At 63.8% G+C, this 15,028-nt stretch carries 8 protein-coding genes; all 8 read right to left on the reverse strand.

Annotation, left to right across the window (positions count from 1 at the left end; all coding sequences use genetic code 11):
- Positions 1-67: 67 nt before the first annotated feature.
- From NG895_RS13195 to NG895_RS13230, 8 genes are read right to left on the reverse strand one after another with little or no spacing between them, the layout of a single operon-like run.
- Positions 68-3,589: a HEAT repeat domain-containing protein gene (locus tag NG895_RS13195; RefSeq protein WP_252852976.1), complete on the reverse strand. Its 3,522-nt coding sequence runs from the start codon at positions 3,587-3,589 to the stop codon at positions 68-70.
- A 3-nt stretch (positions 3,590-3,592) separates the two neighbouring features.
- The gene (locus NG895_RS13200) at positions 3,593-4,909 is read right to left on the reverse strand and encodes a multiheme c-type cytochrome (protein ID WP_252852977.1); all 1,317 of its coding nucleotides are present in this window, start codon (positions 4,907-4,909) and stop codon (positions 3,593-3,595) included.
- 60 nt (positions 4,910-4,969) lie between these two features.
- The gene (locus NG895_RS13205; protein ID WP_252852978.1) at positions 4,970-5,716 is read right to left on the reverse strand and encodes a DUF4159 domain-containing protein; all 747 of its coding nucleotides are present in this window, start codon (positions 5,714-5,716) and stop codon (positions 4,970-4,972) included.
- A gap of 29 nt (positions 5,717-5,745) precedes the next feature.
- A complete protein-coding gene (locus tag NG895_RS13210) occupies positions 5,746-8,541 on the reverse strand; it encodes a coiled-coil domain-containing protein (RefSeq protein ID WP_252852979.1) in 2,796 nt (931 codons plus the stop codon).
- A 24-nt stretch (positions 8,542-8,565) separates the two neighbouring features.
- Positions 8,566-10,833 carry a vWA domain-containing protein gene (locus NG895_RS13215; RefSeq protein WP_252852980.1) on the reverse strand — a complete coding sequence of 756 codons (2,268 nt, stop codon included), beginning with the start codon at positions 10,831-10,833 and terminating at the stop codon, positions 8,566-8,568.
- Between the two features lie 10 nt (positions 10,834-10,843).
- Positions 10,844-12,925, reverse strand: a complete 2,082-nt coding sequence (locus NG895_RS13220; RefSeq protein WP_252852981.1) for a vWA domain-containing protein — start codon at positions 12,923-12,925, stop codon at positions 10,844-10,846.
- Between the two features lie 3 nt (positions 12,926-12,928).
- Positions 12,929-13,831 (reverse strand): DUF58 domain-containing protein, encoded by a 903-nt coding sequence (locus tag NG895_RS13225; protein WP_252852982.1) that lies wholly within the window; start codon positions 13,829-13,831, stop codon positions 12,929-12,931.
- Entirely contained in the window at positions 13,828-14,832 is a 1,005-nt protein-coding gene (locus tag NG895_RS13230) for an AAA family ATPase (protein WP_252852983.1), read from the reverse strand. The genes NG895_RS13225 and NG895_RS13230 overlap by 4 nt, the downstream gene beginning before the upstream one ends.
- Positions 14,833-15,028 lie beyond the last annotated feature (196 nt).

The following is a 15,028-nucleotide window of genomic DNA, read 5'->3' on the forward strand; positions in this document are numbered from 1 at the left end:
ATACTCCAAAGTTGTTAATTGCATAGCTTGAAAATGTCCGTGTACAGACCGTGCCGACCGCAACCGATCACTGCAGTTGATCCATGCCCCGTTCGTTGCGAATTTCCTTGCGGAGTTCCAGAACCTCGGGAACGCTCATGATGCGGATCGTCCAATAGAAATCCGCCACCTGGTAATCTTCCAGTCCTTGATAAATGTCCCGCAGCAACTGGGTGTGGTCGGCATTGTTCAGTACAGCGATCGCCCGATAGGCGAGCTTGTCGAGTTCTTCCGAAGGTTCGCTGTTGGCTCGGTAGTCGAGCAGCGGCTCCAGTCCCTTGGCATCTTCGAACAGTGTGAGCAAATAGCCGGCGTAGGCCGCCATCTCGGGATCGTCGGCGTCCAACAGTGGCCGCACGTGCTTCGACTCGAGCCGGAATGGCGGCGCAGGCACAATGGGCTGCCCGGTGTTCGAGTAGATGGTGGTCGATGGCCGCTGGACGAACAGCCCGGTGGCCGGCAACTCGGTCATGGCGTCGGCTCCCATTGCCAGAAACCGCAGCGCCACTCGGCGACGATGGTCGTCGTCGCCCGTTAGCGCGGCAATGGCGGCCTTGTTGCTTTGGTTGCGACTGCCGACCAGCAGGGAGATCTGGAAAGCGTCGCTCCGCAATGCCGCGTCGGCCGACTCATCTTCCATCAACCGCTCGGCCCCCTCGCGGGCCGCATCGGGGGCAAACTGGATCAGCATGTTGATCGCAGTTAGTCGCTTGATCGCGGTCCCTTCGTCAATGTGAGCCGAAATCTTCTCGGCCAGCTCGTCGCGGTGCCGGGCGGGCAGACTGTCGGTGTCGTAGTAGCGATTGCCCAGGTACCCCTGCATGATGGCCCGCTGGGTGGTGTCCGCCGTTTCGGACGAAGCATCTTCGCGGTCGAGCAACTGCCAGTACAGCTCGGTGGCCCGGGGATCCCGCATCTTGGAGAGCTGGTCGAGCACGTTCGCACGCAGCGTGTCGACATCTGCCAGTTCGTACAGCTTGAGAAACACGTCCGCGCGGTCTTCCCACACCAACCACCGTAGTACGGCGGATGCCTCGCGCAGGCGTTTGGGATCGTTGGCTGCCTCGGCCAGCAACACCGGCACCGCTTCGGCCGACTCGCCCAGCGGCACCAAAGCCAGGGCGGCCGCCGTGCGCTGCTCGGCATCGTCCGACTCCATCATTTCGCGAAGCGGCTGGCGGAGTTGCTCGGTCCATTCGGGCCGGTTCTCGCCGGTGTATACCCCGCGAAGCCATTCGTCGACCGGGTTGGGACGCTCGGGTTGCTCTTGTTCGTCGGCTGACGTTTCTGCTTCTTGCCGACCGGGCTCGGGCGGTTGCTGGTTGTTAGCAGGGGACACCGCGGGCGCCTCGCTGGACTGCTGGTCCTCCTGCCACAGGGGCTGGGCCTGGTCGTCGCTGGACGCTTCCGTCGCTTCGGCGGCGGCGGGTGCTTCCTCTGCTGTATCCTCAGCGTCAGTATCCTCAGCGTCGGTCTCATCCGCATCTGGCAATTCTGCCGGCGGGGCAGGTTCGCTTCCGAAGAAACTACCAAATAGCCTCGAGATGATCCCGCCACGGGGAGCGGGTGCTTCGGGGACGATCAAGTCTGCTTCCCCAAACGGATTCTCGCCCGAGGGCGGTACACCAAACAGATCGGCTTCTCCGGAAAACGTGACCTCCACCACCGTGCCCGGCCGATCGGTGTCCAGCAGTCCCATCATCGCGGTGGTTCCGGCCAAACGGACCTCGCCGGCCGGGTCGCTGATGGCGGCGATCAATTCGTCTTCGATGCCCTCGTCAGTAGTCGCACACAAACCACGAATGGCGGCAGCACGCACCTTGGGATCGTCGCTCTTGAAGAACCGCTGCAGGTGTGGCACCGCCGCCTCGCGCATTTGCGAGCCGCGGGCCAGCATCTGCACAATCTGCGAAGCGAGTGCCGGGTGTTTCATGGCCGCTTCGACCAAGGGCTCGACGGCCTCCTTGCTGTTGACTTTCTGGAGCGACTCCAGCGCCTTGCTCACCACAAACGCGTCGGGGTCCTTAATCGTTTCGAGCAACGCGAGTTGGGCCTGGCGGGTGCCGTCGTCCGACTGCACGCCGGGGCCATAGATGTAGTTGTTTTTCAGCGTCTTGCCGATCGCTTCGGCCGCCTCGGCACGAACTTGCCAACTATCGTGCTTTAGCAGCTTGATCAAGGTTGGGCGGGCTTGCTTGGCACTGGTCTCGCGGAAATAGCGAATGGCGTGCACCAGCAGGTTCGGGTCGTGCTCCTGCTCGACGTAGTCCATTACCCGCTTCAGCATGGTGGTCGACCCATCCTCGGCCAGTTGTTTGAGCACCGCCGCGCGGACGTTGGGCTCGGGATCGCTGAGCAACGAGGCGAGTGCCTCGGTCGCCTGCTCACCTTCCAGCTTGCGAAGGCCGCGGAGACTGATCTCCCGCACCAATGGATCGGCATCGCTGAATAGTTCCAACAACAGGGCTTCGTTGTCGGCTGTGCCCATCTGGGCGATCTCTTCGGCGGCCTGATGCCGGATGCTGGCGTCCGCGTCGGCGAGTCGCTCCAGGCCCCCCGGCCAATCGAGCACCAGTCGCCCAGGGGCGGCCAGCCGATACCGCAGAGCCACGAGCCGCTGGCGGGTCTCGTCGGTTTCCGCCGTGGTGAGTTGCTCCAGCACCTCGGGCAGGGCGCCGCTGCCCAGCCGGGCGATGCGTTCGCGAATGGCAATCACCTCGTCGGGCGGGACCGTGAGCATTCGCTGAATGTCGTTGCGAAGGGTCTCCAGCTCCTGGTTGGTCAGGGTCCGTGCCACGCCAGGCGTCAGCCGCGCGTCGATGGTCGTCATCCACTGGGTCACCTCGTCCAACTGCTCGTCGGAGAGCGTCTCGGGCATCCAAGGATCGATCGAACCAAGCGGGGCCTGCCATTCGCTCATCAGCTCGAAGGCAGCCAACCGCTCCGCGAGGCTGCCATCGCGAAGCGTCTTGATCACGGCGCCGGCCGATGCCTTGGGGTACGGCAACAATCGCTGGATGGCCGCTTCGCGGAGCGAAGCGTCACGAGCGTCAAACTGCCGCACCACCCGCACCACTTCCAGCACGGTGGGCTCGTCGTCCGACATCAGCGCCGCGTCGACCGTGATGTCCAACGAATCGCGGGCCTGCTTCAGCCAGTTGCGGAGCGGCTCGGCTTCCAGAAACCCGTCTTGCGAGGCGACGAGCCGGCCATGCGGAGTGAGCACTCGCAGGGCGGGCACGGCGCTAATGTTCAGCTTGGTGGCCAGTTCGGGCTGGTCGTCGATGTCGATTTCCAGCAGCGTGACCGTCGCCAAGTCTTCCTGCACCTCGGGCTTGGCAATCTCGACATCCAGCAGCTTGCACCACGCACACCACGGCGCACCAGCACGCACCAGGATCGGTTGCTGCTCGGCCAGCGCTTGTTTGGTCGCCTGGTCGTAATCGGCAAGCCACTCGAGCGGCGCATCTTCCGCTACGGCAACGCCCGCCATCGCGGCGATCGCCAGGAATCCGAACATCCGATTGCGCAAGTGGAAGTCCCTCTTCATCGTTCACTCCGATAGAGCGGTTGCCGGCTGGGTTCCGTGGACAATTTTCTGCCAGTACTCGCCGTAGTTGAACCGGGGACTGTTCTCCCGGTCGTGACACGTGATGCACTGGTTCTTGGATTGCTCGGCGTAGGCAGTTTTGACGTGTGGCGACTCGACATGAGCCAACGACGGCCCGTGGCAACTTTCGCAACCCACGTTCACCAGATCCGGCGTCGCCGAACGCGACACAAACCCGCCCGGCAGGCCGTAGCCCGTGGTATGGCATTGCTGGCAGTAAGAGTCGACCTCCGCGCCGGTGGCGGTAAGCGTGGCCCAGGCGTGGGCGTGCTTGCTGTTTTGCCAGAGCTGGCAGTCCTGTTGGTGGCACTTCTCACAACTCGCATCGCCGGCAACACGAAACCCCTCAGGCGGAGCGAGCGGCAGGTTGTCGACGAAGCTGGTCTCCGCGGGCGTAAGATCGCGGGCGTCGAGTTTCACGTAGTACGCGTCGAGGTTGTCTTTTTGTTCCGCGTCGTCGCCGTAGGCCTGGTCGAGTTCGACGATCTTCCCGTCCCACGACTTCGAGTCGCCCATCGGCGCGTCGAGCACCGCGATGAACTTGCCCTTGTTCGTCGCCGAGGCTACCAGGGTTGGCCCGCGATGCGTGGGCAACACGCTTTGACCGGTCGGCCCTCCCAATACCAAATCGGCCTCGGGCAGGTTGTCCGCCAGGTCCAGCAACTGCGGTTCGGGCAGGTAGGCGAGCACCACCAGCGTGTCGTACTTGCCCGCCAGCGCTTGAATTGTCCCACGTACCGCCTGCAGTGGTGGATCGACGGTGATTTTGTCCGTCGCGTAGTCGGGCGAGACGACTCCCACGATGGCGAACGTCCTGCCCGCCCGCTCGATGGAGACTGCTGGGTTCGCGATCTGGCCGCCATCGGCTAGCCGAGCGTTGCACGAAACCAGCGGCACACGGGTGCGGGCGGCCACTTTGGCCAGATATTCGGCACCAAAAGCCAGCTCTGCCCCGCCCAGATTGTGCGCGGCGACGGCGAGCAACTTCTCGCCGTCGAGTATGGCCTCGAACTTCAGCCGGTCGTACTCCGCGTCGCCACTAGCGGCGCCGCCGGCGTCGACATACAGCACTTCGCCTTGCTCCTTCAGATCGGCAATAAATGTTCCCCGTCGCAGCAGGCCACCCGACTGATTGGCGGTGCAGCCGCAGGGCACGATCCACCCCGCGGTGTCGCCACTGGCGACCAGGGTGAGCTTCGCAGGTGTGTTGCTGCTGGGCTGGCAGCCAACGCAGTTACACAGGCACCAGGCTAGTGCCAAGAGCAGCGAAGTCGTGCGTGGAGAGCGAATAAGGCGCAAGGGGTCAGCAACCGCTAGAGTCTAGAACATCAAGGTGTACGCCAGGATGTTGACGTTCACTTCCATGGCGTTGGTGATTTCGTTGCCGCCACAACAGCAGCAACCTTGCGTGTGAGCGGTGTCGTTCAAACCGTCCTGCGAGTATGCCACGCCCAATCGACCTGCGATCTCGATGCCCTCGATCGGCCGCGGCTCGCCATGCTTGGCTTTCAGCTCGCTGATGTCGGTAGCGGTGTGGTAAATGGCGTGGCTCATATCGAGCGGGCGGAGCGGGTGCTCGGGAAAGATGGTGGCCATCTCGCGGCGGAACGCCCGATCCCATTCCTGCGACGAACAACCGGACGAAGCCAGCAAAAAGCCGCCCCGCTCGATGTAACGACGCAGGTTCTGCCGCTCCTCTTCGGGCAGCGTGAAGTCGCCCTCGCCGGTCATGATCACCAGCGGGTAGCCATAAATCTCGCTGCTACTGAGCTTCACCGCCGAGAACCGCCGACTGGTAGAGATGGACGTTTTTTTCTCCGCCTCGATCAGGAAGTGATCGGCAAAGCACTGGCTGCTTTTCACGCCGGCGTACACCAGGTTGGCCACCTGCACCACGCTGTCGGGCTCGCCGCCCACCTGCCGGTGGTCGGGAATCTGCTGGACCTTGGAGGTGTTCTCCTCCGGCTTCTTGTCCTCGCCCGCGGCATGATGCACCCGCGCAAGTGCCACCAGAGCGAAGGCTATCGCCAGCCCAACTCGAGTTGTGAGTCGATTTCGAGTGCGCATGTCGCGTCCCTTTCGTTGGTTTGTGGCGTTCATTGCTGGTTCAGCTCCTCGGCCAACTCCTGCAGGTAGCGACCCACCCGGCGGCGATAGCGGAGCGGCACCGAGCCCTGGCTGCTGCTGGCCGCTTCGGAAGTAACGTTCATGTCTACCCGGCTGGGATCACGGCCGTTGCCGCCAATGCCGTAGCCGCTGCCATCGCCCTGGCCGTTGGCCGCGGCGTTGCGAGTGCCTTGGCCCTGGCTCATGCCCGCCTGGCCCAGACTCTGCATGCCGCCATACATTCCAACGTTGGCGCCACCGCGACGAGCGCTGTAGCCCCCGCCGCTGCCACCGGCGCCCTGGCCAAAACCACTGCCGACGCCGCCCAAACCGGCTTCGCCTAGCAGTTGCTGTAGCGTGTTGCCCATCTTGCTGCCGAGCGTCGGATTGAACGACAGGCCTCCTTTGCATTGCCCCCCCATCCCCTTGCACTGTCCCAGCAGGCTTTCGAGGATGTCGGCCGCTTCGGTGGCCTTGGCGAGGGCCTGGTCGCCATTGAATTCCAGCAATCCCACCTCGGCGTCGAGCATCGCTTCGGTGGCGCCACTCTCCAGCACCGCCGAAGCGAACTTCAGAGCCGTGTCGCGGAGCTTATCGAGTCGCTCGTCACTGGGCAGCCGCTCGGCGCGCAGCTCGATGTCGGCCACCAATTCGTCGAGCTCTTCGCGAATTTGGCGCTGCTCGCCTTCCAGATCGCGCATGCGGGACTTCATGGCAGGATCGTCGGGCGAATCGAGGCCTTTGAGCACCGCCATCCGCTCGGCCAGGTCTCGTTGCCGCTGGACGAGCATGATGAACTTCGCTTCGTCTTCGAGCAGAGGGTAGACCTTCGAGAGCAAATCGAGTGGCAGACTCGCCTGCTGGTCGAACTGCTGGCGGCTTTCGCTGAGTTGGTTCGCCATCTTCTGCATTTCCTCGGAGGCCTCCGAGTTGGTGGCCGGCTTCTTCTTGGCGAGCGACTGGGCGGCTTCGGCGGCCTTGGCCAGGGCTTCGGCGGCCTTCTTCAGCTCGTCGGTCAGTGCCTCGTCCAGGTCGTAGGGCAGCAATTGCTCGGCCGCCTTTTCGACCGCTTCGGCTTCCTTGCCCATCTGGTCGGCCAGCTCATTCAGTTTGTCGCGAATCTCGTCCGCCAGCTCCGAATCGGGCGGCAGGTCGGCCAGTTGCTCTTCGAGCTCCTTGATCTCTTCGGCCATCTTCTCCATTCGCCGCGCGGCCTGCTGGTATTTGGAGGTCAACACCTCCAACCCCTGCTGCTGCCGCACCATCCGCTCGAACTCCTCTTGCGAAATGATCCGCACCGTGGCCACCGGGCTTTCGCTCGCTTTGGCACCGGCCGGATCGTTGTCTTCGACGCGGGCAAACACTTTGATCTCGTCGCCGGGTTGCAGACGATAGTCGGGCAGCGGCAAATACACCACCTCATGCAACCGGCGGGGCGGCAGCTGTTCGATGTTGAACTCCAGCGGCAACGGACGCGAGTTGTTCAGGCTGCGGTATAGCTGCAGGCGCGCGACTCCGTAGTCATCTTCGGCCGCGATCTCGATCGGCAAGTTGATGTTCGGTGTAGCGAGCGACATCTCGCGGGGTTGCAGCATCCGCACGAACGGCTTTTGATCCTCCAGCAGCGTGATCGTCCCCGCAAACGGTTCGAGCGACTCCTGATGCTCGTTGTCGGCAACCGTTACCACAAACCGGCCGCTATGCATGATGGTAAAAGAGCCCGTTACCTCGTTATCCCCTGCAGCCACTGGCTTCAGGTCCACCATCTGCGCACCCTGCTCGGTGACGACTTCCACTCTGCCGGCCGACAGCGGGCGATTGCTCTTGGCCCACAGTTGGACTTCGGCCCCCGCCAGGCCCGACAGGCCACCTTCGGGTAGCGGCCCCTGATACATGGCCTGCCGGGCGTACTCGGGTTGCGTAACCTGAAAGCGGACCGCCTCGATGTTCGGTACCGTGATCACTTCGATCTGGAAGCGTTTGCTGCGTGCTCCTTCGGCGCGGACAAAGTAGCTGCTGGGCTCGGTAATGCGCGACAGCGCGGCTCGCCACTTGCCGTCGCCCTCGGGGAACATGGGCACTTCGTCCTGCTGGCCGTCGGTCTCGAGCACCAGCGTGGCTTGCTCGACCGGTTTGCCGGCCAGCGAAGCGCGAACGTCGAGCCCCTGTCCGTAGATCACCTCGGTGTTGCCGGGCGTGACTTCGAACTCCAGGCGGGAGAATGGCGGCACGTCCGCGTAAGGACTGGCGAAACGGTGCCACTGCGTGATAGCCAGCGTCGGCAGGCAAAGGCCAAGTATCAGGACGATGCCACCGAGCGAAAACAACACCGCGGCCGCACGTTTAGCCGGATCGGCCGGCACGGCAGACGAAGTTGGCACCTTCGCTCCGAGCACCGCCGCGCGGCTCACGGCCATTTGACTCAGTCCCGCGCTCAGCGAATGCGAACCAGCCACAGCGGGCGTGCGAGAGAGTTCCCAACCGCTCAGCACCATGCCCCCCAGACCACCAGCCGTGTCCAATTGACGGGCGGCATATTCGTCGTTGGTGTGCTTCCAGGTTCGCCAGACGAGCAGTCCCAGCGCCCCCAAACCAACGATGCTGGCTACCATCATGGCAGCGATGCGGACTTGGGGAGCGAGCTCCCACACCAGATCGAGCCACATGGCTACCAGCAACAGACCGGCAGCGGCCACGATCGCCCAGCAACAAGCGGCCGTACCATCGATCCACCACTGCCGCTGACGAACACGCATTAACAGCGAGCTGACGCCGACGTTTTCCATGTCCCTACCCTCCCGGTTCGTTTGCTAGACAAGGCCGGCTCGACGCCTGAACCCCCAGCTTACCGCCCATACTCCCAGCACGCAAACAAGCACCCACCAACGATCCCAGGCGGGCACGCGCTCGACTCGCGTGGGAAAATTGTCCTCGAGTTGCTGCTGCAGTTTTGCGGCCAGGGCGGCACGATCGCCTGGTTCGATTACTTCGCCACCGCTGCCCTGCGCGATCATCCGCATCATGTCTGGCCGCGCCGCAATGCTCAGCCGCTCGGATAAATTGCCTTTCACGTCAAACGCCGTGGTGGCGCCCGATTCATCCCCCGGAGATCCTACTACTTTTGCCTGATAGCGCCCTTCTGGCAGTTGACCAAACACCACGCGGAACTGCCCCGGCGTATCGCCGGCTGGCGAGGTGGGAAACCGCTGAGGTTGGTCCAGCGCGTCGCCCGACAGTTCGACCTCGAGCGGCTCGCCCGCCTGGGTTTCACGCACCAACAGTGTGGCCGTGGCACGCTCCGTGGGATCGAACGTCACCTTGTCGCTCCGCACGGCGCGGGTCTCGTTGGGGAGCAGACCGGTGCTCGAAACCAACCAGCGAACCAGGCTCCGCCACAAGTGGCCGTACACGTCGTCGCGATCTTGATGCTCCACCGGCAGGAAGGCCCATCGCCACATGCCAGCCCCTTCGACCACCACCACCCGGCCCGAACCAATCGGCTGGTAGGTGATCACCGGCTCGGTGGCCGACGACGAACCGGCCGCCGAGGCCAGCACCACGGCCAAGGGTTTTGGGCTCTCGGGATGCGCCATCGTGGCGAGCGACGGCAACGATTGCAGGCCGCCACCGGTGGCTGGCAGCCATGCCATGCCCTGTCCCGACTCGGTGAGTTCAACGCGGAACCGCTGCTCGGTAGCAGGGGACCAGCGAACCGGCATCAAACCGCCAAGCCGCTCGCTGAGCACCGAAGCAGGTGGCCCCCGCATGCAAACCATCGCCCCTCCTTCCTCGGCCAGCCACCGCTTCACTTGTTCGATGCGATTGTCGTTCAGATAGACCTCGGCATCGCGTCCCAGCACGACCACCTGAAAACCATCGAGCCAATCGGGATCGGCGAAAAGTGGATCGACGCTGTCGAGCACGTCCCAGGTCTGCTCGCGGGTCGTCGCCGTGGCGTCGCCCTCGGCGGTATCAGTTTCCTCACCTGCGGTGTTCGCCGAAGCGGCCGATGTATTGTGGATTTCCCGCCGGATGAACCGATCGTCGCCCACGCGGACGATGCTCGTCAGGTCGATCGCCTGATCGCTGGCCAGCATCCGCAGCAGGAACTTCGAATCCCAGTACGGCTTGCCCTCCAGCACCAGCACGCGGACCGGTTCGTCCACCACTCGCACCAACAGCGTGGTGCTGTTGTTGAGCGTGGTGACTTCGTTGGGGTGCTCGCTTACTTTGACTTCGAAGCGATAGAGTCCTGCGTCGGCCTGCTGCACCTCGAGCGTCGCTTCGGCGGTACCGTCAGGCTGAAGGGCGACTTCTTGCTCCTCGATCGTTTCGCCATCGAGCACCAGCGAAACCGTCACGCGGTCGGTGAGCCTGCCCCGCTGGCGGAGCGTCACTTCGACCGGCAGCGTCTGCCCAGCAAAGGCCATTTCCTGCGGCAGGGCGAGCGACACTTCGAGGTCATCGACATTGGCCTGGCCGCCGATGGTCTGGGTGTAGATCGGTGCGGCCATCGCCCGAGCCTTTTCGACGCTGGCCCGAACACGATTCGCGCCGCCGCCCGCGTTGTGGATGCCATCGGACAGCAACAGAATCGCCTGGCCCTGCGGACGTTCGTCGAGCGAGTCTTCGATGGCGGTCGCCAGGTTCGTGGCATCCGCGTCAAGGTTCTGCCCATCGAACTGCTCGAGTTCGATGGTGTCGCTGCCGCCGTCGAAAGCCCGGACGCGCAACTCAAAACGGCTCTCCAGGTCGTCGGCCACTTCGTTGGCGACCTGCACCGCTTGCCGGTAACGTGTCTGCTCGCCCTCGGTAGTTGCCATGCTGGCCGAGCGATCGACCAGTATCGTTAGCAACGGCTTGCCAGCCGGCGGAGGAAGTTCTTTTACCCAGGTGGGGTTGAGCAACATGATCATCGGCAACGCCGCGGCCAAAGACATCAACGTCACGATACCTCGCCGGGCGGACTTCGTTGCCCGCTTACGAAGCACGAAGGCGTACGCCACGATGGCGGCCAGCACTGCCAGCAGCAGTGGAAACCAGAGGGCCAGCGGGATGTACGGATCGACGGTCAGCATGCGTAAAAGTTCAACTCTTAAAGGCAATCAACGTGGCGACTTCTCCCACCATGCACACGGCGCAGGCCACCAGCAGCCAGGTCCATAAGGTGTCCTGCTCGGGATCGGCCGAGCCCACCGCGCGGAAGTGGCTGGCCCTTCCACCGGAGAGACGTTCGGTCAGCACGTCAGGGGCCAGGCTTTCCAGCGAACTTTCTTCGGCATCCGCCGCCACGGGCAGGGCGAACACGGTTTCGTCGCCGCGGACCACGCGGTACACGCCCGGCTGCTCAGGCGACGTCCACCGCCACACCACACCGCCGGTGTCGGTGGTGAGTTCGCCTACTTCGTCCTCTTCACCGGTTTGGCCAGCGGGAGTCTTGATGGTGAGTTCCTCGACCACCGTGGCCGCGCTCGGAAGCCGCACTACCAAAGGCTCGCCGGGCGTGGCGCGGACTCGCATGTCGCGGCCTTCGAGCAGTCGTTGCACCAACTGGTCGAGCAGCGGGACGAACGCCGCACTGGTGGGCAGGTTCGAACGCGCCAGGTCGGCGTTCAGCACGGCCAGTTTGCCGGCGTCGGAAGAAGTGAGCACCAGGCAGGCCGTTCCATCGCTGTAGGTGGCCAGCAGGTCGTCGTCCAGCGAGTTTTCGATCCGCCGCGACGTGAGCCCGCCCCCGAACCGCAGCGGCTCGGTCATCGATTTGACGCTCTCGCCAAACACGCGAAACGGCACGTCGCCCGCGCGATAGCTGGCCAGGAACAACCCACTGCGGGCCGTGGCCTGCGAGGGCGGCGTGAACTGCACCGGCATCTGCAACCCGCCGCCCAGTTTGTCGACCAATAGCTGCAGGTTCGTGGCGTCGATTGGCTCGCTGGCCACGTACAGCATGCCCCGCCCACGCCGCAACAGTCCACCGAGATAGCCAATGTCTTCGTCTTCGATCTTGCCGGGATGGTCGATCACCAGGAGATCCGCCAGGCCCAACTCGGTGCGATCGAGATCTGCGGGATCAAACCGCGTGCCGGCCAGGGGTTCGAGTGCTTTCTCGAGGAAATAGCCAGCACTCGGCCGACGATTGCGTGCCTCGCGAGAGATCAACGCGTAGGTCGGCGCGCGGCGGACCTCGGTGGCCAGGCCCCGCGTATTGTCAGCGGCCAGGGCATCTTCCACGCCCAGCAGGCGGGCCTCGCCGATCTGCCAGCCGGCGCTTGGCAAACGAATCACCTGCGTGAGTGTGGTGCGAGTGCCCGGAGGACAGGTGCCCTTCAGCTGGAAAGCCGCGTCGGCAATGGTCACCTCGACCGTCACGGGGCGGGGCGTCTCGGAGTAATTGCCCACCACGACCTCGAGTTCCCCGTCGCCGCCCGCGGCACCGAAGCTCCGCACCTGCGCGTCGAGGATGCCGAGGTTGACCGGAGTCTGGCCGGCGGTGGCCGACTCGAGTTGGATGTTGGTCCGCTCGGGCAGGATGGAGAAATCGGCCCGTGCCCAGTTCGAACGCTGAAAGTCGCTCACCACGACCAGTTCCAGTCGCTGCGAACTCCCTTCGGCGTAGGGGGCGAGTAGCTCGGCCGCCCGCTCGATGGCCTGGTTGATGTCGAGTCGATCTCCCTGCACTTCGGCTTTGGAAAGTTCGTCGCGCAGCACGTCGAAATTCTGGCTCAACCGTTCGAATACCGCACTGGGCGTCGCGCCGGCGAAGACAAGGTTTGCCCGCAGGCCCGGTTTGTAACGCAAATAGTTCTGGGCGGCCGAGCGGGCACGCTCCATGCGCGCCACCCCACCATCCATGGCCGCCATGCTTTGACTTACGTCGAGCACCACCACACGGGCCGCGGCTCCTGAGGTGGCATCGGACACCAATGGTTGCTCGCCAAAACGGGGGCGTGCAATCGCCAGAGCCACCAGCGCCACGGCGGCGGTCCGCAGAGCGAGCACCAAAAAGTCTCGCAAACGATGACGGGCCTGGCGCTGCTTGAGCGACTGGCGGACGAACTTCAGCGTCGAGAGCGGCATCCGCACCGGGCGGGCTTTGGTGAGCCAATGCACGGCCACCGGCAACCCAATTGCCAGCACACCAAGCCCGATTGCCCAGGGATGCAGGAACATGCCTCAGCCCGCCCTTTCCATCAGAAAACCTTGCAGCACCTGCAAGTAGGGCACGGCGGTCGACGCCAGGCGGTAGTCGCAACCGTCGGCCAGCGCCAGGCGGCGGACGACACTCATGTGCTCGGCAAAATGTTTCTGGTACTCGGTGCGAATATCGGCCGGCGTGCAGGCGATCACGGCGTCGTCTTCCATGCCCTCGAACCGGAAGGCCGCCCCCATTGGCAAGCGTTCCTCGTCGGGGTGCACCAGGTGCAGCACCACCACTTCCCAGCCGCGCTGACGGTAGAGCCGTAGCGCGGCGAACACGTCCTCCACGTCGTCCATCAGGAAGTCGCTCAACAGCATCAACACACCGCGGTTCTTCGAGCGTTCGAACAACCGGCGGAGCGATTCGGCCATCACCGTCGAGGGCTGCGGCTGAAGCTTCGCGATGGCTTCCTGCATCACCGCTACGTTGGTCGCCGCCGAGCTGGGCGGGCAGTATTCGCCGAGATCTTCGCCCAGGACGGCCACGCCCACCTGATCCTGCCCCTGCGTGATGAGGTGCGTCAGCGCGGTCGACAGGTACTGCATGTACTCGAGCTTCGATGCCTGGCCATCGAAGCCGCCGAACCCCATCGAGCCGCTGCCATCGAGGGCCAGCGTGCAGAGCAGGTTGGTTTCGTCCTGGTGCAGGCGCACGAACGCTTTACCGGTGCGAGCGAACACCTTCCAATCCAAGCGGCGGAGGTCCTCGCCGCCGGTGTACTCGCGGAAATCGACGAACTCGCCGGCCCCCCCTTGCTGGCGCGAACGATGCCGGCCGCTGTACGCCCCGTCGATGCGACGGCGGGTCGTGAAGCGGAGCTGCGCCAGCGGTGCCAGCGCGCGCAAATCGAGATATGGACTAGCTGTAGCCGGAGTCATGCCGAGACTTCGTTGAGCAGTTGGTCGATGACCTCCTGCGACGTGATCGAGTCGCCGATTGCACGGTGGTTCACAATCACACGATGCCGCAGGATGGGATGAGCGACCGCGCGGACATCTTCGGTGGTGGGCGTGGTTCGGCCTTCGAGCAATGCCCGGGCTTTGGCCGCCAGCACCAGGTTTTGCGACCCCCGCGGCCCTGCGCCCCAGGAGAGGTACTCCTTGGAAATGCCGGCAGCGCGAGCATCGTCGGGGCGGCTCGCACCGCACAGCGCCACCGCGTAGGCCGACACGTTCGGCGGCAACGGCGTAGCGTACACCAGTTCCTGCAACTGCAGGAACATCTCCTTATCGAGCGCCGAGGTGGGCATTTTCGTCGGCCCTGCGGTGGTCATGGCGACCACTTGCTGCTCCTGCTCGGGCGTGGGATAGCCCACACGAATTTCCATCATAAAGCGGTCGAGCTGGGCCTCGGGCAGCGGATAGGTGCCTTCTTGTTCGATGGGGTTCTGCGTGGCGATCACCAGGAACGGCGTCGGCAAGTCATATGTGTGGCCACCCACCGTCACGTGGCGTTCGGCCATGGCTTCCAGCAGGGCCGATTGCGTCTTCGGCGCGGCGCGGTTGATCTCGTCGGCCAGCACCAGGTTGGCAAACACGGGACCTTCGCGGAACACCATCCGCGGATCACCATCGTCGCTGCGGCCCAATAGCTCGTAGCCGGTAATGTCCGATGGCATCAGGTCGGGCGTAAATTGAACGCGGGCGAACTTCCAATCGAAGGCCGACGCCAGGGCTTTCACCATCAGCGTCTTGGCCAACCCCGGCACACCCACCAGCAGTGCATGCGATCCGGTCAAAGCACAAACCAGCAGTTCGTCGATGGTATCGTTCTGCCCCACAATCACCTTGTGCAGGCTTTCGCGAATCGACCCCACACGACCGGTAAATTCCTCCACTCGCTCGGCGGCGAGCGTAACCTCGTCAGATGCAACAGACATCAATCAGGCCTACTTTTCTTCTTGTTCGGGCAAAAAAGCGACAATTCGGCCAGCAGCGCACACCGGCACCCCACTAGTAGACGTTTATACGTCCGCCAGAGTTCAACCAGCAAGCATAAAAGCTGCACAGAACACGCAGAAATAACGGATTCGCCCTAGCGTCATCCCTTAGAAAGCCGCGTAGTCCAGCACAGAG

It is taken from the genome of Aeoliella straminimaris (assembly GCF_024054565.1).
GTDB lineage: Bacteria > Planctomycetota > Planctomycetia > Pirellulales > Lacipirellulaceae > Aeoliella > Aeoliella straminimaris.